The 21813-nt window shown below is 56.1% G+C and carries 14 protein-coding genes; 6 read left to right on the forward strand and 8 right to left on the reverse strand.

Annotated elements, in window-relative coordinates; translation table 11 throughout:
* Positions 1–326 precede the first annotated feature (326 nt).
* Entirely contained in the window at positions 327–752 is a 426-nt protein-coding gene (locus tag FYC48_RS11745) for a DUF2752 domain-containing protein (RefSeq protein ID WP_149496909.1), read from the forward strand.
* An 80-nt stretch (positions 753–832) separates the two neighbouring features.
* On the opposite strand, the gene FYC48_RS11750 is transcribed toward FYC48_RS11745, so the two are convergent.
* Both FYC48_RS11750 and FYC48_RS11760 read right to left on the reverse strand, forming a co-directional pair.
* A complete protein-coding gene (locus FYC48_RS11750) occupies positions 833–2731 on the reverse strand; it encodes a prenyltransferase/squalene oxidase repeat-containing protein (protein WP_235034212.1) in 1899 nt (632 codons plus the stop codon).
* A 229-nt stretch (positions 2732–2960) separates the two neighbouring features.
* On the reverse strand, positions 2961–4709 hold the full coding sequence (locus tag FYC48_RS11760; RefSeq protein WP_149496911.1) for a hypothetical protein: 1749 nt from the start codon (positions 4707–4709) through the stop codon (positions 2961–2963).
* A 557-nt stretch (positions 4710–5266) separates the two neighbouring features.
* Here FYC48_RS11760 and FYC48_RS11765 point away from each other — a divergent pair.
* A complete protein-coding gene (locus FYC48_RS11765) occupies positions 5267–5926 on the forward strand; it encodes a redox-sensing transcriptional repressor Rex (protein WP_149496912.1) in 660 nt (219 codons plus the stop codon).
* 72 nt (positions 5927–5998) lie between these two features.
* On the opposite strand, the gene FYC48_RS11770 is transcribed toward FYC48_RS11765, so the two are convergent.
* The 5 genes from FYC48_RS11770 to FYC48_RS11790 form a co-directional block, all read right to left on the reverse strand.
* A complete protein-coding gene (locus FYC48_RS11770) occupies positions 5999–7219 on the reverse strand; it encodes a 5-(carboxyamino)imidazole ribonucleotide synthase (protein ID WP_230776878.1) in 1221 nt (406 codons plus the stop codon).
* Between the two features lie 4 nt (positions 7220–7223).
* On the reverse strand, positions 7224–7739 hold the full coding sequence (purE, locus tag FYC48_RS11775) for a 5-(carboxyamino)imidazole ribonucleotide mutase (RefSeq protein WP_230776879.1): 516 nt from the start codon (positions 7737–7739) through the stop codon (positions 7224–7226).
* Positions 7740–7863: 124 nt separating this feature from the next.
* On the reverse strand, positions 7864–10746 hold the full coding sequence (locus FYC48_RS11780) for a serine/threonine-protein kinase (RefSeq protein ID WP_149496913.1): 2883 nt from the start codon (positions 10744–10746) through the stop codon (positions 7864–7866).
* Between the two features lie 109 nt (positions 10747–10855).
* A complete protein-coding gene (locus FYC48_RS11785) occupies positions 10856–11530 on the reverse strand; it encodes an ECF-type sigma factor (RefSeq protein WP_235034213.1) in 675 nt (224 codons plus the stop codon).
* 212 nt (positions 11531–11742) lie between these two features.
* The gene (locus tag FYC48_RS11790; RefSeq protein ID WP_200836590.1) at positions 11743–13152 is read right to left on the reverse strand and encodes a sulfatase-like hydrolase/transferase; all 1410 of its coding nucleotides are present in this window, start codon (positions 13150–13152) and stop codon (positions 11743–11745) included.
* 498 nt (positions 13153–13650) lie between these two features.
* Between FYC48_RS11790 and FYC48_RS11795 the strand changes: the two genes are divergently transcribed.
* Positions 13651–14649: a DUF1573 domain-containing protein gene (locus FYC48_RS11795; RefSeq protein WP_149496914.1), complete on the forward strand. Its 999-nt coding sequence runs from the start codon at positions 13651–13653 to the stop codon at positions 14647–14649.
* A gap of 119 nt (positions 14650–14768) precedes the next feature.
* On the opposite strand, the gene hemL is transcribed toward FYC48_RS11795, so the two are convergent.
* Entirely contained in the window at positions 14769–16070 is a 1302-nt protein-coding gene (gene hemL / locus FYC48_RS11800) for a glutamate-1-semialdehyde 2,1-aminomutase (protein ID WP_149496915.1), read from the reverse strand.
* Between the two features lie 286 nt (positions 16071–16356).
* Between hemL and FYC48_RS11805 the strand changes: the two genes are divergently transcribed.
* The 3 genes from FYC48_RS11805 to FYC48_RS11815 all read left to right on the forward strand — a co-directional run bounded on the left by FYC48_RS11805 (position 16357) and on the right by FYC48_RS11815 (position 21624).
* Positions 16357–17427 carry a threonine aldolase family protein gene (locus FYC48_RS11805; RefSeq protein WP_149496916.1) on the forward strand — a complete coding sequence of 357 codons (1071 nt, stop codon included), beginning with the start codon at positions 16357–16359 and terminating at the stop codon, positions 17425–17427.
* A 283-nt stretch (positions 17428–17710) separates the two neighbouring features.
* Positions 17711–18733 (forward strand): nucleoside hydrolase, encoded by a 1023-nt coding sequence (locus FYC48_RS11810; RefSeq protein ID WP_235034225.1) that lies wholly within the window; start codon positions 17711–17713, stop codon positions 18731–18733.
* Positions 18734–18936: 203 nt separating this feature from the next.
* The gene (locus tag FYC48_RS11815) at positions 18937–21624 is read left to right on the forward strand and encodes a redoxin domain-containing protein (protein ID WP_149496917.1); all 2688 of its coding nucleotides are present in this window, start codon (positions 18937–18939) and stop codon (positions 21622–21624) included.
* Positions 21625–21813: the final 189 nt, after the last annotated feature.

A 21813-nucleotide genomic window follows, 5' to 3' on the forward strand; every position in this document is an offset into this window, starting at 1 on the left:
AGTAGGATGGGTGTAACCGGGATTCCGATCGTTCAATATGCAAGGCCTATCGATTGGTGACCATTGGGTCAATCTGGCGGCAAAGCTGCTCTAGAGTTGGAGCGAATTCGGATTTGGGGTTGGTGAAGGACGCGGTACGCTCGCGATTCGTAGAATTGAGCGACAATTTCGCTCAACTTTCCAAGTTGATGGCGGAACAAAACGAGTGACTCCTCCCGTTGAAATCGCTTTCAGTACTTGAGGTTTCCAGCGGAGCATCGGTGACACCCCAGTAGGATAACAAGCATTCTTGGGGTCTCGGAACCCAACGCAAACCCGATTACTTCATGCCGACGATATTGATTCGCATTGCCTCGGCGGCGGTTGCCATCTCCGTCATCGCCCTGCTATTGGTTGCCGCTTCGTTGGAGCCGCATGCCGGCGGGCTGGGGACGCACCAAGCACTGGGCCTGCCACCGTGCAGCACACGGATACTGTTCGGAATTCGTTGCCCAATGTGCGGCATGACGACAAGCTGGGCGCACTTCGTACGTGCGGAGTTCCCGTCGGCGGTCATGGCAAACTTAGCCGGAACGATTCTCGCAGTCTTTGCGATTGCGGTCGCCCTGCTTAGCATGCAAGTGTCATGGCGGGGAACGCTGCCCACGCCGGATCGAACGCGGCAGTTCACGCTTGGCCTAGTAGCGGTGATCACCATCGCCATCACCGAGTGGGGACTCCGACTCAGTCCCGCCGGTGATTGGATCTGGTAGCGAGCAAACGCACTGGTTCTCGATCCCAATTCACCGCTTGATTGGATCGATCACACGCCGCCAAGTCCGGCAAGTGTTATTTACTCTTGGTCGTACAGCGGGAGATGCCGGTAATACACCTCCAAACAATAGATCGACAAGCACGTCGTGAACATTCGCCCGCCGATACTCCATTTGTCTCTCTGCGGTGCCCAACTCCCACGCTCTGTTCCTTCGCGAATTTGTAGCGCCGGAAGCTTGACCTTCATGTCGTCATTCCAATTTTTCCAGGGTGCACCGCCAAAATGATGGAACACCTGGGTGGCGTAGTACCAGTAGTAGACGTCGTGGTTGTTAATATCAAACGGCGCATCGGCCTGTAATAGATTGACGCCATCGACCATCGGTGCGAACCCGCGTTCCCATCCCAAGTACTGACGACACAACAGTCCTTCGGCCGTCATTGCCGGAGTCGCCCGATTCTGCCCGGGTTGGTAAGAGTAGCCTGCGCCATAATAAACGGCGGCTGAGTCCAGGTAGGTTGATACCTTTCGGACCTGTGAATCCTTGACTTCAAGTCCGGCAGCCATCGCGCTTTGGATCGCCATCACGTACCAACCGGTGACCGAAGTATCACCGGGTTCACGGGGACGGTAGCGCCAACCTCCGTTGGGGCCTTGAGCTTGAAACGCGTAGTCGATCGCGCGTTGGGCATAGGCTCGCAACCAAGAATCTTTGGTCATTCCATACAGTTCACAAAGCGCAATCGTTGCTTGCGCTTGTGCGTAGGCACGATCATTCCCACGGGTGTCGGACGCCATAAACCCGTTGCGGTCTTGCATCGCGACTAGAGCTTTAACGCCTTTTTCAACCTCTTGCCGGTACGGGCCTTCCAAGTGCGTGTTCCCGTCGCCGGCAAATGCGAGTATCGCCATTGCGGTGGCGGCACAACGGTTTTCCGTACCGGCACCGTTATCATAGGGACCATCCAATCGCCAGTACCCACGGCGTGTTTGTTGTCGTTTCAGCCATGCCAAACCGAGTTTGACTGCCTCCTGCGTCTCTTGGGTCGCACCATACATCGCCATCAAGGCACTTCGCATCGCACCGGATCGACCGCCAAACATCGGCTTGCTGATTTCCACCTTGCCGGGCCCTAATTGATCGGGCTGAATGACGGCTTGTTCGACCGCCTCGACGTTTTCGAACATATCGACGATTTCGGTTTCGACCATTGCGTCGTCGAGAGCGTCGACTTCGGCATCAATCGTGTCGCTCATGATCGGTGTCGACAAATCCAGTTCGGTCGCGTCCTCGGTGGCTTCTTCGGCGATGCCAAATTCGACGACCAGTTCCTGGAACCCTTCCGGGACGGGGCTGGTCAAAAGGGCCAGGATCAGCAGCACAATGAGGTGAATCACCAGACTTAGCAACCAGGACGGCGCCGACCGGGTGACCTCTTCGGCGATGTCATGCTCCGCTTCTTCGGCGGTTGCGAGGGCGCCTTCTTCGCCGGTAGCGGGCACCGGCGGTGAGCCATCGCTGACCGTTGGCAACTCCCCACGCCATCGTTGGTTGGCCGAGCCGATTCCGGAGCGCGGCGTCGGTTCGGTGGGTCCGACAGTTGCCCCGGGCGTGCGGACTTCGGCAGGACTGACCGGGGGCAGGGTCGAGCGAGGCGGCGGGGGTGGGGGAGGGAGCGGCTTACCTGCGGGATTCGCGGGACCGCCGGGACGAGCCGGCGGTGCGGGCGGAGGAACGCTGCCTGTCGGTCCGGTCGGACCGCCGGGGGATTCCAGGGAACCGTCGAGCTGGGTCTGCTCACCGGTATCGATCCGAGGCAACTGCTTTCCGGACGATCGCTTGCGTTCGGGATTTTGAGTCGGATCGTTCAAGCGATTGCCTGTTTCGATAAACTTTGGTCTCGATTGCCCAAATTCGCTTGCGGCGTTCTGATGATGATCCACGGAGGACGAATCAGCGGCGAGACTTTGTGACACGACTACGACCCGAATAGGCGGAGAGACGAGCGCAAGCTTGGCGGTCCCATCGGTCCGGGCGTCCAGCCTTGCCGTCTCAGTATATCGCAGTCGCAAGTCGACGACAAAAAGCGAGGCGGGATTCCCGGATTTCCGGAACCCCCACCCCGCTTAACTTGTCGCGTGCAGAGTTGACGAGTCAGGCGTCCGCAGGCCTCGTTGGCCTGCTAGACTGCCGAGACTGGATCAATTAGCAGCCGCAGGAAGGTGCAGCAACTTCGCAACCGCAAGCGGGAGCAACGTCGCAGCAGCTCTTTTTGCATCCGCCAAAGAGTCGCTTTAGCAAACCACCACGGCTCTTGCCGCCGCATGCTGGTTCGCAGCAAGCGTCAGCCGATCCGCATCCGCAAGCGTCGGTCGCTCCGCAGCAAGCGGGAGCGGGGCAGCAAACGGTGACGGGGACTTGCTTGCAGACCGTACGAGGAACGCACTTGGTGACGGTGTAAGGTTCGCAAACCTTACGGCACTTGGCGACCTTGATGGTCTTGGTGTAGCACTCGGTGCGGCACTTGTTGACGCAAACGGTCTTGGTGCGGCACTCGGGAACCATCTTGCAAACTTTGTATTCGCAAGTCTTGGTGCGGCACTCGGGAACCATCTTGCAAGTCGTGTACTTGCAAACTTTGGTGCGAGGCTCGCAGACGTACTTGCAAACGGTGTAGTTGCAAGTCTTGGTGCGGCACTCGGGAACCATTTTGCAGGTCGTGTACTTGCAAACTTTGGTGCGAGGCTCGCAGACCCAAGTGCAAACTTTGTATTCGCAAGTCTTGGTGCGGCACTCAGGAACCATTTTGCAAACGGTGTAGTTGCAGGTCTTGGTGCGGCACTCGGGGACCATCTTGCAAACGGTGTATTCGCAGGTCTTGGTGCGGCACTCAGGAACTCGCTTGCAAACGGTGTAAGGAATTTCGCGGGTGCGGCATTCTTTACGGTAACGGGTGCAAGTGATTTCTTTTTCTTCGCAGGTCGGAACCCAAACTTTCTTGCAAACTTGCTTCGGCGGGCACTGAACGCACTCGACGCGGCATTTGCCGGGGCAGTAGACGCAACGGCAGGTTGCAGGATCGTAGGTCCAAGTACCGGGCTCACGCACGGTGCGACGCATCGTTCCGCCAGGAACTTCTTCCGTCACGGTTTCCCAGTGTCCACCTTTGACCGTGATGGTCTTGGTGTACTGCTCGGGAACCATCACGGTGTAGTTTTCCGTGCGGACCTTGTCTTCTTTGACCGTGTTGTAAACGGTGTAGTTGATCGTACGAGTCTTGGTCTCGTAGACCGGCTTCATGACCGTGTAGTTGATCGTACGGGTACGAGTCTCGTGGACCGGCTTCATCACGGTGTAGTTGATGGTGCGGGTCTTGGTCTCGTAAACCGGCTTCTTAACCGTGTAGTTGATCACTTTTTCGTGAGTCTCGTACACTGGCTTCATCACGGTGTAGTTGATCGTACGAGTCTTGGTCTCGTAGACCGGCTTTTTAACCGTGTAGTTGATCACCTTTTCGTGAGTCTCGTACACCGGCTTGTTGACGGTGTAGTTGATCGTGCGAGTCTTAGTCTCGTACGTCGGAACCATCACCGTGTATTGAACTTCACGTTGCTCGGTGTAAGGCACGACGCGAGTCGCTTGGACTTCTTGATCTTCGTAGTACCGTTCGTACCGCGTGCGATAGCGAGTCTCTTCGACTTGATCGTAAACCGTTTCGGTCACGTTTCGCATCACGGTGTAAGAACCGTCTGCGCTCGGTGCCGGTGCGACAGCACCTTCGACAGCACCGGCAGCCTCACCGCCTTCGACGACTTCACCGTCGGCGACGACAGAACCACCACACGAGCTACACCCTTGGTAGCTGATAGCGCCACAATAAGCGCCGCGTGCGGACTGAGCCCCCGAGACAACCGCTAGGATTGCCAGGGCGGGCAGTAACCACAGCCTTTTCATCTCTTCTTTCTCCAGGAAACACAATTTGGGTTGCAATGGGACGCACTGGACGATGCGAGACCCATTGCTCACACCCTCCTGCACTGTTGGCGTGCACGTGCACTGCGACGAAAGACCCCCCGTTCGAGATGACGCCCCGCAGATGCGGCTCGTGAACCTGCTCAGCCTTTCCCGTTACGGAAGGGAGGAAACTGATTCGGTCACGTTAAGGTTGCGTCCTAACGAATTAGGTCCTTATGCCGTCAATACATCGACTGCGTAAACAGATCCGACCAAGCAAACAGGCTTGCCCTGGCAAATTTTGGCGGTCAGGTAGTCGGGGCGTGCCGCCAATACAAACCGTGACGGTTATACCGATTGCGATGTCCGTGACACGACCCGATCAAACGGTTTTTCTGGTCCTGTTCACCCAGTCCTTCTTGATGACAAAACCGGTCCGCAACGTGTCCGTTTACCCAATCAGAACACCACCGCGATGACGCCCCGATTCTTTTGTTCGTAGCCTGATTGCCAACGAAATGCTTGAACCGTCGTCGCCGTTGCGATCCAATATCCCCATGCCAGACAAACCGGACCCCACTGATGCGATCCCGCCGCCGACGCGATTCCCGCGTCCGGCCGTCGGACGGTTTAGCCTGTACTACCGGGAGCTCTACCGATTGCTCGACCAAGGCCAATCGCACATCAACAGCAAACAACTGGGATCGATTGTCAATGTCTCCCCGGCGGTCGTCCGGCGTGACCTCAGCAACCTTGGCACCATCGGCCGGCGCGGGGTCGGCTACCAGATCGATCAACTGATCGATCAAATTGGCGGGGTACTCGGCAGCGGCCAACAATGGCAAGTCGTCCTCGTTGGCGTCGGCTCGCTCGGAGATGCACTGCTACGGTACCGGGGATTCGAACGCCTCGGCTTCCGACTTGTCGCCGCCTTCGATCTCGACAATCAAAAGGTGAATCAAACGATCGGTGGCGTTTCGATTCTCAATGCAGAAACGATGGTGGGCAAACTCGCCGAACTCTCGCCCGACCTAGCGATCATTGCCGTCCCCGCTGAAGTGGCGCTCGACGTCGCCAACGAATTGGTCGCCGCCGGAATCAGCGGTATCCTAAACTTTGCACCGACGACGCTGCGATTGCCCCCGGGAATCGCCGTCGTCAACGTCGACCTCGCAAGCGAACTCCAGCGGCTCGCTTTCAGTGTCCAGAATCTTTGAGACTTCTTGATCGACATTGCATCGCCGAAATGCTCCGCGCGTCCCGCTACCGGCAAAGCTTCTACCGCGACGTCAATTAACCTGAGTCTGGCGCGCGCTGAGCACCGCTTCTCGTGCCGCTTCGACCGAGTCGGCTGTTGCGGTGAGGTGCCCCATCTTTCGGCCGACTTTTGGATCACGTTTTCCATACAAATGCAACGCGACGGTGGGCTGAGCACGCTGTAACTGATCCCATGCCGGCGGTCCATCGTTGGGCCAAAGGTCACCTAACAGATTCGCCATCGCCGCGGCAGCAACGCGTAAACTTGGGTCGCCCAGCGGCATCCCGCAAACCGCTCGAACGTGTTGCTCAAACTGACTGGTGTGGCAAGCCTCGATCGTCAAGTGACCACTGTTGTGAGGGCGAGGCGCGACTTCGTTGATCAACATCGTTCCGTCGGCAGTCACAAATAACTCGACACACAACACGCCCACCAAATCCAATACCTCTGCCGCTTTGGTTGCCAAATTCACCGCGTTTTCGATCAACTCGGGCGACAAAAACGAAGGGCAAACGGTGGTGTCTAAAATGTGATTGACGTGGTGATTCTCAAAGGGCGGGAAACAGCGCACCTCCCCATGAGCGGATCGGGCGACAATGATGGATGCTTCCGCTTGGAACTCAATGCACTTTTCGGCGATCCAGTGATCCGTTTCTTGCCATGGAACGGAGTCGATGTCGGACTCATCGTCTAAGCGGTGCTGCCCCTTACCGTCGTAACCACTGCGGGCGGTTTTCACGATGACCGGCCAGCCATGTTCAGCCGCGAACGACTGAACGCAATCACGTCCGCTTACGCGGGCAAACGGAGTGACCGCCAATCCGGCATCCGCGAACGTTTGCTTTTCAATCAAGCGATCCTGGGCCGTCGCCAAGACGTGATGCGAGGGATAGGTCGGTGCGTGCTCGCCACACAATCGCATCGTCTCGGCGGGAATATTTTCGAACTCCAGCGAAATCACATCGCATTGCCGCGCGAACTCGATCACGGCCTGAGAATCGTCCAGACGCCCGACGACTGTCCGAGTGGAAACTTGCGCTGCGGGCTCATCATTGGACGCACAGAAGACAACGACGTCATATCCCATCCGTGTCGCCGCGACAGAGAACATCCGTCCGAGCTGCCCGCCGCCGACCATTCCGATTGTCGATCCGGGCAGGATCGTCTTTGCCTTGGTCGCCACCGCCGTCGTGGACTCGGGCGCGTCATCCAGCGGACGAACGCCGCCATTCGAGATCGTTTTGTCGGTCACGTCACTACTCCAATTCGGTCGCGGCGAGGACTTGTTCCGTCTGCGCGTCGACGAATGCCTGCAGCCTGCTCTGCAGCGATTCGTCACCGAGTGCCAGAATGCGGGCAGCCATCAATCCAGCATTTTTCGCACCGCTCGTACCAATCGCCATCGTTGCCACAGGAATTCCGCCGGGCATCTGAACGATCGAAAGGAGCGAATCGAGACCGCTGAGGGCGCGGCTTTGCACCGGCACCCCGATCACCGGAACAGTTGTCTCGGACGCCACCATCCCTGGCAAATGTGCGGCCCCCCCGGCACCGGCGATAATCACCCGAATCCCGCGTTGCCGAGCTTGCTGGGCATAGGCAAACATACGGGCGGGCGTTCGGTGGGCGCTGACAACAGTTCGCTCGTGTTTGATCTCGAGCGTTTCTAAAATTTCGCATGCCGGGCGCATCGTCTCCCAATCGTTTCGACTGCCCATGATGACGCCCACGGTGGCGTCGGTAGCGGGAAATTCAGTACCTGCGTTGCTCATTTTCTGCTGTCGCCAGAGTCATTGGGAGGGGCGGAACGAGCCACAAAGATAGGCCGCTGACACGATTTTCGCTACCGTGCAACGTCACTGCCATCCGCACCGGCCCCCAAGACCGCTCGCTTCGCTAGGTCATCGCCGGCAAAAATCCCATCGAAGCACTCTGAGCTTTCATTTTCTCAAATGCCGGGTGCTGGGCGAGCAACAGAGGAAGCATCAACGCCCCCGACTCATCCAAGCGTGCGACCAAGCTTTCGTCGACACTTGCGCCCGATCGTATTCGCCAGATCGCTTGATTCAGTTCCACGCCAAATGGTCCATAAGGAAACGTCTCAAGCGTTGACTCACGTACTTCGTAGTACGTCGTCCGATCGATTGCCATGTCGGTGGACTGTCCCAACAATTCCAATGCGGCTTCATACTGGAATTGCTCTTCGAGTTGATCGAGCAGGAGACCGACGACATAGGGCCGTGCCGGATACGTATCCGCCGATTCATCGAGGAAACGTCTTGCGCTCCGCATGGCTCGATCGTGGTAGCCGAAGAACCATTCCAAACGCGCTCGATCGATTTTGAGCATCAATGACATCGGATGCAGTCTGGCGGCTCGGCCGACGCACTCTCTCGCTTGATCTTGTTTGCCCATCGCGGCAAAGTACAGCCCGCTCTGGTGTTGGACCTGCCAGTTGTACTCGCCCTCGGAAAGCAGACCGCTGAAGATTTCGCCCGCCAAGCCGAAGTCATACTGGGCCTGCCACTCATACATCGCCCGCGCCAATCGACCGATCAACGAATTGGGATCTAGATCCAATGCGTGTGTGAATTTTTCGGTCGCTGCCTTGATAAAGGCCGCCGACTCGGGCATTCCCGTTCGTGCCGCCAAATGCAACGCCGTGACCGCCGACGCAGCCAACGGATCGCTTCGCCTTGGATCTTCTTGATGGGCATGGTCAAAGCAAGCCAACGCGTTCCTTAATCCGAGCGTGCTATCCAAATCTGCATAGGCACGTCCTTTGACTAAGCAGCCGTATGAATGGGGATCGGGTTGATCATCCACGATCTGGCCGGTCGTTGTTAAGTTTCGGCCGATCTCCTTTGCGATTTCTGCGGCGACTTGGCTTCGTGCCAGAAATTGTCCATCACTTGACTCTTGTGATTGCTCGACCACGAATTCACTGCCGGCAAGCACCGCGCCTTTTTTGGCATCGATCACTTGCCAGTTATAGGACCAAAAGTACCGTCCGCCGAGCTGCTGTTGCTCGAATACCCCATCGACAAGGACCTGCACGTCAAGGTCTTTTCCCAGCCGGACGTAGTCGTGCGTTTCATCGACCATCATCGGCCGATAGGGACGAACCTCCAGCCCGTCGATTTTCGAAAACTCGCTGACCAGCGATGAAGCTAAGATATCGGCATCTTCGATCCGTCGCCCGTCGAGTGGCAAACCGTCGCCGATACTGCTTGACGCGGGATCTTTTTCCCGTGGGGTTAAAACCGCAATCGCCCGTACCGAAGGCATTGCCCGAGCCGCTGAGCGATTGGAAACGACGCCCAGCATCGCACCCAGGACACCGCCCGCCATCGCGGTCATCGCGTGCCGCCTAGTGATCGCATCGATCGTCAATGATTGATTTAGACTAGCACGAAGTTCCTCCTGTGCCGCCTCACGAGTCTGCTTGACCATAAAGTCACGCAGCTTCGTAGCGACGTCCGCTGCGGAAGGCCGCAACGTCGGATCTTTTTCTAAGCACTGCTTAATGATTTCGCACAGTAACCTCGATTGTTCGCACCCGGCGGACTCGAATTCGACTTCACCGGTCAACGTCGCGGCCAACCGGTCGGCCACGGTTCGACCGACTATCGCGGGCTTTCCATAAAACGCTTCATAAAGAACGCATCCGAAGGCAAACATGTCTGCCGCCTCGGTCGCCGGTTCACCGCGGGCCTGTTCGGGCGCCATGTAACCGGGCGTTCCCAAGATCATTCCGGCAGCCGTTTTCTTGGAATCGTCTTGCAATAAGTCAGTGTCGTCGATTCGCGAAAGTCCAAAGTCGACCAACTTGACTCGTAACTGGCCGTCGGTGGCATCATCGACAAGCATCACGTTTTGTGGCTTCAAATCGCGATGGATCACTCCCGATGAATGGGCGGTCGCTAAGGCGCTGGCAATTTGCTTGCCGACGTCGCATGACTGTTGCAGTGACAACGGTCCATTGGAAAGTTGCTCTGCTAATGTCAAACCACTCAGGAACTCCATCACCGCATAGGGTGCGCCTGCTTCGACGCCGACGTCGAACAGTTCAACAATGTTGGGATGCGAGAGTGCCGCAACTGCTTTGGCCTCGCGTTCGAAACGCTCCACCAGTTCCAGCCGTTTTGGATCATTGGGGGCGAGGTGTGGAAAGCCGAGCATCTTGATCGCAACAGGCCGATCAAGTCGTGTATCAGCGGCGCGATACACGACCCCCATGCCGCCCTTGGCAAGCACAGCAGAAACCGAAAAGGGACCGATGGTAAAACGCTGACGCAGTTCGTTCGGTTCCTGTTGCGTTTCATCGACGCTTGTCCCGCTGCCGTGGGCAAGTTCCTCGGCTGATTGATAGAGCGTTTCGCCCTGATGCATACTGACCGCCTGCGAGCCGCCGCCTTTGGCCAACCGACTCGCACTTGACGGAGACAAACGGCGATCGCCGATGTCGTTTCCGACCGTTTTTGCGCCCCGCTCGTGTCCGGTTGTAGCCCGGTCCGTTTTCGCCTGAAAAGGGGTCGGCGGTCCGATGCCTGACTGGCGGTCGTTTGCCGAATCGCTGATTTCGACTTCGATCGCGCCCAGCTCTTCGCGCAGCAGTTCGATCAGATCGCGGCTGGGTTGGCCACCAAATTTCTCGATAAACTGTTTGACCGAGTCTTCGATCGAATTCGATCGGTTTGCCCGTAAGTCATTTTCGAACGCGAGGCACACCGAATCCAAGACGGCCAATTCATCGGCGGAGAGTTCGTGTAAATTCATCTCCGATCCCCAGGGGGGTCAATCGTCACGTGATGCTTCGCTATACCAGTGATGACGCTTAACCTTACAGACTCAATCTAACAAATTAGCAATTAAGCCAAATCGACAATCAAGTCGACCGATCGCCAAGAATCGACTCGGCCTGTTCCGACCAAATCCGCCGGATCAATTGCAAGCGTCGTTCGGTCGCACGCTTACTGATTTGTAATCGATCGGCGATCTCGTCAACAAGAAACCCGTCCATCCGCATGACCGCGATTTGACGCAATTGTTCGTCGGGCAATTGTTCTAGCAACGAATCGCACGCTTCTTCCAATTCGATCGCCAAATCGGCTGTTTTGCCCCCTGCCGCGATCGCACCAATCCCCGCGACCCGATTTTGTTGGTCCGGATCGATAAATACCGACTCACCACGGACCGCACCGCCGCCACGCTTTTGCCGGGTTTGGTATCGCAGATGTGCATTGACCTTGCGGCCCGTCAGGGTGATCAACAGCCCCCAAAGATTATCCGGTCCACTGAGATCAGGAAACTGGTCCCGTCGAATCCCCGCGATAAAGCTATTGAACGCCGAAAGCGCGACGTCTTCTTCGTCGCCGGCACGCTTAAGATTCGCCGGCAGACGTTTCGCAGCCAAACGCACCAATCGTTGAAAGTAGGACTCCCACAACTCGGCGATCGCCTCGTCGTCGCCATCACGAACACGATCAAGGGCGTCCCTGAATCGGGTCAGGTCAGAATCGTTTTTAAAGGGCTCGTCCATACGTTCATCATGACGGAACATCTCTTCACTCGACACCCCAGTCTGGGTGTGCCCCAGATTGGCTTGCCCCCCCGGAGCGACGTTTCATTCAAAAGTTTAGGCCAGGAAAGAATTCGTGATCGAATCCCCAGCCTTGGGGAGATACGTCAAAAAGGACGTTTGAGTTCAAGCGGGCCTGCATTCCCCGTCGCGGAAGCCACCGAGCCTTTCGGAGAGTCACTTCACGTGACCGATCAACGCGAAACCTGCGTCCGGCGTCGAGCGAGGTCCTCATCATGGAGCAGCGTCTTCTCGCGATGCTTCGCCATCGCCTCCTGAAGCCGCTGGTAGGTTTCCTTCACGTCAGGCGTCATCTCTTCCCCGCTCAGGTCGGTCTGTTCAAGCAAATCGGCCTGCGTGTCGAAAAACCGCCCGTCGGCGTACAGCTTGAATCGATCGGTTCGAACATGCTCACTCGCTTGATCTCGCTTCCCATCTCGCTGATACCAACAGTAGATATAGTCCTTTTTTCGGCGGTCTGAATCACCGTGAAAGACAGGCAATAAGCTTTGCCCCGAAAGCTGCTTGGGGGCGGTCGCCTGATGACCGGCGGCGTCAATGATCGTCGGAAAGACATCCGAAAAATCGACCAACGCATCAGAGACAGTTCCCTTTTCGATGACGCCGGGCCAACGGGCGATGAAGCCCACGTGAGTGCCATTGTCCGTCGTTTTTCCCTTGCCTCCCTGATAGTCTTGCCCCCGCCATTTTGACGTCACACTTTCATACGTCCCGTTGTCTCCCGTCCACATCACCAACGTTGACTCGCCCAAACCATTTTCATCAATGCAGTCGACGACTTTGCCAACCATCTTGTCGGTGTATTGCACCATCGCATCCCAGTACTCGGGACCTTTGTAACCGCCTGGTTCGTTTTTCTTGTTACGCCACATCGTCGGATCCCAGTCGGGATGATCTGGTGTCGGCACGAACGGCCAGTGCGGCGCAATCATCGGGTAGTAGATCAAGAACGGCTGGTCGGGGCTATCGGCGCGATGCTTCTTGATAAAATCAACGAGGTAGTCAGAGACAACGTCTGGGCCGAACTCGCCGTTCTTGAAGTCGAACGCCTTCCCATCAATCTCCAGTCCCGGATTGGGATAGCGACTCGGACGACGAGTCAGTTGCCACAGACAGTAACGATCAAAGCCGAAACGTCGTGGCCCATCGAAACCGCCCGACAGCTGCCATTTCCCGGCGATGCAGGTCGCGTAACCGGCGGCGCGAAGTTCGTTTGCAAACGTGGTCGCCGCCGGATCCAGAACGCCAAACCGCAGATAGTTCTCATTGTTATAGATCCCCGTCATCAACTGAACGCGTGAGGGAGTGCAAATCGGTTGGGCGTGTGCGTTTTCAAATCGCATCCCGGCGGCGGCCAAGCGATCGAGATGAGGAGTCTTATAGCGATCACTTCCGTAGCTTCCCAAGCATTCAACCCCGATGTCATCGGCCATGATCATGACGATGTTTGGACGCAACGTCTGTGACTTCCCGGCTCGAGACGGGGCTGCGGTCGGCTTCGGCGGCTGATCTGCTTGGGCCAAAAGGCGGCTGCCTGGAGCGAACAACAGTGACAAACAAGTGACGGCGATCCAGATCTTCATGAGCGATCCTGACAATGATGAAAATAAAACCGACTTTTAGGACAACATAAACGATGCGGGCACGATAACGGGATCAACTCGAGAAAAGACAAACAGCGTTAGTGAACAGGAGTCATGTGCTTTCGCATCGAAGTGACACTCAATGTTGCTTCAGGCCCCTTTTCCACTGCAATGAAACGTTTGGATCTTGTGGAAAAAACGTTAACCAACGGTCGTTTGGCTTGCCCTAATTAGGTCGAATGGTCATGATTTTGTTATGGCGAATCGATCCCAGGACTGGGCTTCAATACGAGTCCCTGCATTGCAAGTGACCTCGTTTTGAGCACGGTCCGGACGCCTGATTTTATCTTGGCGTGAGGTCTTGCGGTGAGGCCGATGATGCGGAAAAGCTGCCCCTGTCGTTTTTTTGACCTAAGTTCCCTCAAGCGGGGAGCGCCGACGCGGTATTTCGCGCTAGATGAACTCGATCACACAGTCACGCAAACCGGGGGAAAGATCATGTTACGCGCGAAATTCGTCGCGGCTCTTGTCATCACGTTGTGCATTGTTGCCAGCGGAAATCGGACCGCGTTTGGGCAGTTGCCAGACAGCGCATTCCCGGTGAAGAAGCACGACTTTGGAACCGTCGCCGTCGCCGCGAAGACTGAATTTCGCTTCCCGGTCTACAACCCCTACAACCAAGACATGCACCTACGAACGGTGCGTCGCAGTTGCGGTTGCACCACGCCGATCATCGAAAGCGAATACATCCAACCCGGTCAAACCGGTTCGATCCTCGCACGATTTAACACCGACACGTTTCGCGGCAAAAAAGGCGCTACGTTGACCGTCGTGATCGACAAACCGATCTATACCGAAGTGAGATTGCGAGTCGATGGTTACATTCGCAGCGACATGGTATTCCACCCCGGTTCAATCGATTTCGGAACGATCGGCCAAGGCGAATCGACCGAGAAGACCACGAAGATCCTTTACGCCGGTCGCCCCGATTGGCAAATCGTCGATGTCCGCAGCAACGTGCCTTGGTTGGTCCCAACGAAAAAATTGGTCGAACGCACCAACTCGCGAATCAACTACGAGTTGACGGTCGCGGTCCGAGAAGACGCACCAACCGGCGCCTTCACCGACGAAATCGTTGTCATCACCAACGACAACAAGCGGCCCGAAGTCCCATTGAAAGTCTCTGGGAATATCGAAAGCCCGCTCAGCATCTCGCCTCAAGCGATCGCGTTTGGAAGTGTCAAACCGGGTGAATCAATCACCAAACGCTTGGTGATCAAAGGTGCCAGCCCGTTTACCATCGAGTCGATTAACTGCGAAGGCTGGAACGTGACCTTTTCCGATGCCGCGACGGCAAAGAAAATTCACATCGTCTCCGCGACGTTCATGCCAACCGAGGCCAGCGGCCCGATGAAGTCGACCGTCGAGATCACCACCGGCGGCGAAGCGTCTGTGACAGCCAAAGCAGTTCTAACTGCTGACGTTCGCAGCGAATAACCCCCCGCGAGTCGGCAACGCAACCCACATCGACCAACCGCCGGTGCTCCACCGGCGGTTGTTTTTTTGGGACGTACGCGGCGCCAATCAGGTAGCCCCGCATGAACCAGATGCGAGCGTTAGAGCGACGCCAAAACCTGATCGACCGCACCGAGCGTTTCATCAATGATCGCTTCGGTGTGTAGATTGCTAAAGAACAACGCCTCGAACTGGCTGCACGGCATGTAGACGCCCCTCTCGATCAGGCCCCAGAAATATCGCCCGAACAACTCGCGGTTCGAACGATCGGCCTCGGGCCAGTTGGTCACGGGGGCACCATTAAAGAACAACGTCATCATGCTTCCGACTTGTTGAACCTGATGAGTCACGCCGTGCTTTTCGGCGGCAGCCGCCAAACCGGTCGCCAATTTTTCTCCCATCTCATCGAGGAACTCGTAAGGCGGTTCCTCTTCAAGCACCCTTAAGGTAGCGCTTCCGGCGGCAACGGCAACGGGGTTACCACTGAGCGTCCCCGCTTGGAACACTTTGCCGGCGGGCAGGACATTGTCCATGATGTCGGCGCGGCCTCCGTATGCCCCCAGCGGCATCCCGCCACCGACAATCTTGCCCAGCGTTGTCATGTCAGGGACCACACCAAAGCGTTCTTGGGCGCCGCCGAATGCCAAGCGAAACCCCGTCATGACTTCGTCGAAAATCAGAATTGAGTGATCAGCCAACGTTTCCGACCGCAACGTTTGCAAAAATTCCATCGTCGGTGGGACACAGCCCATGTTGCCGACGACCGGCTCCAGAATGACCGCAGCGATCTCGCCGGGATGCTGGGCGAACGCGTTCTTAACCGCATCGACATCGTTGTAGTCGAGAACGATGGTGTCTTGACCGGCCCCGGGGGTGACGCCTGGCGAGTCGGGGACACCCAATGTCGCCGCGGCGCTTCCAGCGGCAACGAGTAGACTGTCGACATGCCCGTGATAGTTCCCGGCAAACTTGATGACCTTGTTTCGCCCGGTAGCTCCGCGGGCAACACGAATGGCGCTCATCGTCGCTTCGGTACCGCTGTTGACCAAACGAACCTTTTCGATGCTGGGCACCGCATCAATAATTTGCTCGGCAAGCTCCGACTCTGCTTCCGTCGGAGCCCCGAAACTGGTGCCCTTGGCAACGGCCGCTTCGATTGCCTGGACTACTTTCGGGTGGCGATGCCCCAGAATCATCGGGCCCCAAGATCCGATGTAATCGATGTAACGACGCCCGTCGATGTCGTACAAGTAGGGGCCTTCCGCACGCTCGATAAAGAGAGGGGTTCCGCCAACCGCACCGAATGCACGCGCGGGGCTGTTGACGCCCCCGGGCATCAGTTTTCGGGCTCGTTCGAACGCGGCCGCACTTTTTGGTCCCGCGCCTACATCAACGTTTGTCATCCTACCTGCTCTACCATTGAAAGTAACATCATCAAGCGTGAACGCTTTTGTGATTTCATTGTGCCCCATTATGCCGTCGATGCGAATCCACGAAACTGTCGCACCACGCTCATCCCAATTTCGGACGCCGATCAATTTAATGCGACGTCAAACGCCCCCAAACCAACCGCAGGTTCGTATCGTCGTTCCCTAAAGATCCATCACCGCGCGAGCGACTTTCACGATCGCGGGCGGGCCGATAGATTCGACTTCCAGGCGGCCAAAACATACAGCAAAGAGAAACACGATGTATTTCGCGAGTGACAACTGGGCCGGCGCGGCCGATGAAATTGCCGAATCATTGCGTCAGCACTCGGGTGGATTCTCCCCCGCTTACGGCGAAAGCGATCTCGACAAACGATTAGAAGAACGCTTCAACGAACTGTTCGAACGCGAGGTCGCCGTATTTTTTGTTGGCACCGGGACCGCGGCGAATTCGCTTGCCTTGTCGGCGACCAACCGCCCCGGCGGTTTTGTCCTCTGTCATCGCGAAGCCCATCTAATCGAAGATGAATGCGGCGCCCCCGAATTCTTTACCTCCGGCGCCCGACTGGCTCCCATCGATGGAGCCCACGGGAAACTTGATCTTCAACGACTCCGCGAAGGCCTCGAACGCTTCGATCCGAACTTTGTCCATCATGGTCAACCGATGGCGGTCAGTCTGACGCAGGCTACCGAAGTCGGCACGGTTTATTCGTGCGAAGAACTACAAGCGATCGCTGATCTCACCCATTCGTTTGGTTTGCCCCTACATATGGATGGAGCCCGGTTCGCCAACGCGATGGTTCGATTAGGCGTCACCCCGGCTGAAATGACCTGGAAATCCGGAATCGATATTCTCTCCTTCGGTGGTACAAAGAATGGGTGCTGGTGCGCCGAAGCGTTGGTCTTCATGAACCCCGAACGCGCAAAGCAATTACCATTTATCCGGAAGCGCGCGGCGCAATTGTTTTCCAAAACTCGGTTCATCGCGGCCCAGTTCCACGCCTACTTGGACGACGACTTGTGGATCTCACTTGCCAAGCATGCAAATTCTATGGCGGACGAATTGGGCGAACGACTAAATCAGTTTTCCAATTTGCGTGTCGCCTGGAAGTGCCAGTCCAACGAATTGTTTGTGACTATGCCGAAGCAGCTCGCAAAACGCTTGCTCGATCAGGGGGCAAAGTTTTACCCGTGGCCCGTCCCCGCGGAATTCGCACCCAAGCTTGCTGCCGGAGACGGGCTCTATCGACTGGTGACGTCGTTTGCGACCGAACGTGAACAGATCGACCAGTTGGTCGCCGCAATCGAAGCGTCCTCGAAGCCAACGAGTTAGTGCTTCATCGGTGCCTAACCCTAGGATTCGCCGTTCGGCCATCACCAAGGCCGCGATTCACTAAGCCGGAGTCCGTCGACTGATCAGCCAAACTCGAATCGTAGATCAGCAGCGAATCGCTAGCTGCCATCGCGGATCGAAGCGACATGGTCTATCAGGCATCCTGCCGCAACTGGGAGTTTTGGGCATCGCTGGCACGAACAACCTCGGTCAAATAAACTGACGGCCAGCCTTCCCCTTCCTTCCCCCCTCCATCCTGGATTCTTCCGTGCGAATCAATTCGTTGTTTAGCGCTTTCCTCGGACTGGTCGTTATTCTGGCCGTTAGCAACCGCGCCTCTGCCGACAAGCCAGTCCAATTAATCTTTGACACCGACATCGGCAATGATTGTGATGATGTGATGGCATTGGCCATGATCCACGCCTTACAATCGCGTGGCGAATGCGAACTGCTTGCCGTCACGATTACCAAAGACCACGAACTGGCCGCGCCGTTCACCGATTGCGTCAACACGTTTTATGGTCGAGGCGACATTCCGATTGGCGTTTGTCGCAGCGACGTGACCCCGGAAGCAGGCCGATATAACGTATTGGCATCGGAAACCGAGGATGGTTCCCCGCGTTACCCACACGATCTCACCACCGGAAAAGACGCCCCGTCGGCGGTCGAAGTACTTCGGAAAACGTTGGCCACAGCGGATGATCACAGTGTCGTGATTGCCCAAGTCGGCTTTTCGACAAATCTTGCGGACCTGCTCCGTTCGCCGGCAGATGACATCAGCAAGCTCGATGGTGTCGCGCTCGTCAAAAAGAAAGTTCGCTTGCTCTCGGCGATGGCCGGTGCGTTCACCAAGATCCCAAACAACAAAGGCGAGCTATACGATCACAAAGAATACAACGTGGTCAAAGACTTAGACAGCGCCAAGCATCTCGCCGAAAACTGGCCGACGGCGATCATCTGGAGCGGCTTTGAAATCGGGCTCAACCTACGCTATCCACATCGCAGCATCGAACAAGACTACGGCTACGTCGATCATCATCCGGTCTCAGAAGCCTACGTGCTATACAACCCGCCACCGCACGACCGACCGACTTGGGATCTCACATCGGTACTTCAAGCCGTCCGTCCCGGCCATGAGTACTTTCAGCTATCTCCGCAAGGTCGCGTCACGGTCGAAGCGGATGGGCTGACAACGTTTGAAGCTGCCGAAAACGGACGGGACCAATACTTTATCTTGAAGGACGACCAAAAGGCTCGGATCACCGAAGCACTCATGCTGCTGTCGAGCGAACCACCGTCGCACTGAGCGCGTGCTCGCCCACTGGTCATCTGTCACCTTTTGGTGAATACCGCGATCAACGACCGATCGATGCCTAATCGGATCGGTTCCCAACCATCGAGACCGAGCCCCCCCCTCCCCGAAGAGCCAACACCGAAACACCCTGAAGTGCTACACTGGGCATCGATCAGATACCTGTAAACGGTTCGTCCATTCCATAGGTGACCACGATGCTCAAAGTTGCAAGTCGGTATGTCTGCGTGTTGGGAATCGTCGTTTTAAACGGGTTTCTCTCGTCGAAATTGCTTGCTCAGGTTAGCGAGCCGATCGTCGGCAAGAGCACGGTTGATGCGAAACAGATGGGCGAACTCAAAGCCCGCTTGGATCGCAGAGAGATCGCCCAAGAAATCGATTCGAAGATCCCTCTGCCATTGCAGCAGGGGCAGCGCGACTTGGCCGGTCTGCTGAACGACCTTAAATTGAAGCAAGGCGCGGCGTCCGGAGAGTCTCGACCTCGAAGCATTCTGCCGTCCGGCTACGAGCGTCCTTACTTCCGATCCGGCGAGGAGCGTTCCTCAGCTCGCGGCGTGCTGAACACATCGCTTTCGATCGTCTATGACGACCGGAAAATCTATCGTCCCGACACGATCGAAGTTGATGGCGACGGCAAGCCAGTCGAAGAAAACGGCAAGCCCATCGTTTTGGCTCAAGCGGGGTTGATCAACGCGAGGTTACGATCCTACGAAGGACGCCCCGTCGGACCAACGCTGCGAGTAAAACCGGGTGAAATCTTGAGGGTGAAACTGAAGAATCTCTTGCCCCCTGAGAACCCAAACGAACACCCCGACGACATCAACACTCCCCACGACTTTAACACGACAAATTTACATACGCATGGGCTGCACGTTTCACCGGCAGGAAACGGCGACAACGTTCTATCATCGGTCCGCCCCGGGGAAGAACTCATCTACGAAGTTACGGTACCGGAAGACCACATCTCGGGAACATTTTGGTATCACGCCCATCGGCACGGCTCGACGGCAATGCAAGTCTCCAGCGGAATGGCTGGAGCACTGATCATCGATTCGCCGGCAGACGACGAAGGTACGATTGACAATGTTCCAGGTATCGATACTGCCGAGGAACGAATCTGTGTCTTCCAACAGATTTCTTATGTTCCGCCGTCGTATCAATTCAATCTAGTCGAGGCTCCGGGAGGGTTGAGCGACCTCCCCAGTACCGGTAAAGAGTTGGTAGTTGTTGGAAAGATGCCGACGGGAAAATTGGTGTTTCGGGTCTTTGATGATGAAGGCAATCAAATCGAAAACCTTGAGGATGTATCGCTACCGTCTGGCAAGGCGAAGGCACTGCAACGGTTGAAACTTAAGATCAAAGAACTAAAGGATGCGAATGAACGTCGCATTCGAATCTCGCTATTTCCTCGAGTCTGGTCATTGCTTGACTTCGAGAACTACGAACTCGAAGAGTATGAAATGGCGTTTGGCCCAACTCGTTGGAGAGACGGGAAAGGACTAGACGGTTGGCGCACGACAGTCAACGGGCAATTTGAACCGGTCATTCGTGTCGAATCGGGAAAGCTACAGCGGTTTCGGATGATCCACGCAGGTGTTCGAGATCCCATCACAGTGCAGTTCTCCCCCATTCCCGCCGCTGCGATTGAAAGCAGAAATCCTTCCATAGCGCAATACAACGTCGATGAAATCAACGAAAGGGGCATGCGTGAAATTGCCCGCGATGGAATTCCGCTCGAACAAATGAAACAAACCGATGCGATCGAGCTCTATCCCGGATATCGTAGCGACGCACTGGTTCGATTTGTCAATACTTCATCGCAGCCCGAGTACCACATCATGTGGAATGGTCCCAGTGATGTCAGCCTTGATCCGGCCATCGCGGTCGCCACAAAAGAAGCAGAAATTTTGGCCGTTGTCGAAGTTATGCCGGGATCTCCACTCGATGTCGAGCCTTGGCCAAGTTTGCATGATTTTGCAAACATTCGACGACCTAAGCCGATTGATTCGCGTGATGTCGTCGGACTACAGACGATCAACCTCGGCGAGGGTGGATTTGCGATCAATCAACTACGCTATGATCCCGAACGTGATCCCCGAGTCGTGCAATTGGGTCGTACTGATCAATGGGACTTGGCGTCGCTTGGTTTCGGTAACCATCCATTCCATATTCATGTCAACCCATTCTATGTCGTCTCGAAAACAACCGTGATGAAGGACGACAGTGTTCGGGTTGATCCCATCGGAGTTTGGAAGGATACGTTGTTGGTGCTTGGTGCGAGCGACGACAACGGCGAAAAGAGCATTTCCTATAAGGTACTTACAAACTACAAACGCTACGTCGGCGAATTTGTCCTTCATTGCCATATTCTTGACCACGAAGACCAAGGAATGATGATGAAAGTCGCGGTCGAGAATTCGACCTACAAAATCGGCACCGCGTTGGCGTATCCATTTCAAGCCCCCGTATGGACATTGCCGAATGTGGCCGGTGAAAAGAAGTCCCTCGACGAGTTGCGTGGTGGTAAAGCGACCGTACTGGTCTTTCTTCAGGACCAATCTTGTTCCCTGTGCAACGAGCAGATGCAAGCGTTTAAGTCACGCATTGGTGACTTCTCGGCAGCAGACGCCAACGTCGTTTTTGTCGCTCCCAAATCGAAGGATGATTCATTTCCGCAGCCGGGTTTCGATCTTCCGATTGTATTCGATCACGACCTCTCTGTTTTCGCTGATTACGAGGTCACTGTACCCGAATACAATGCCGCGTTACATGGAGTGTTTATTCTTGATCACGAAGGAAAAGTGGTCTGGCGAGAGACGTCGGATGAGCCAGCGATGAATTTGAATTTGCTGCTCGAACAGATTCGATACCTTCCTTCTCCATAGCCCGTGCCGCAGCGTCAGACCAATCAAACCGTCTGAAAACGGGCCAATCGGATTCACGGATCGCAGGTATCTACCGGCGATCTGCTTTGCGGTGAATCGCAGTCGCATCGACGCTGCGAATCTGCCCCGAATCATCCGCATCGCCTTGATGGTGTACGGTACAATTCGAAACGCCATCACCACTCTGCG

The organism is Roseiconus lacunae (assembly GCF_008312935.1).
Classification (GTDB): Bacteria; Planctomycetota; Planctomycetia; order Pirellulales; family Pirellulaceae; genus Stieleria; species Stieleria lacunae.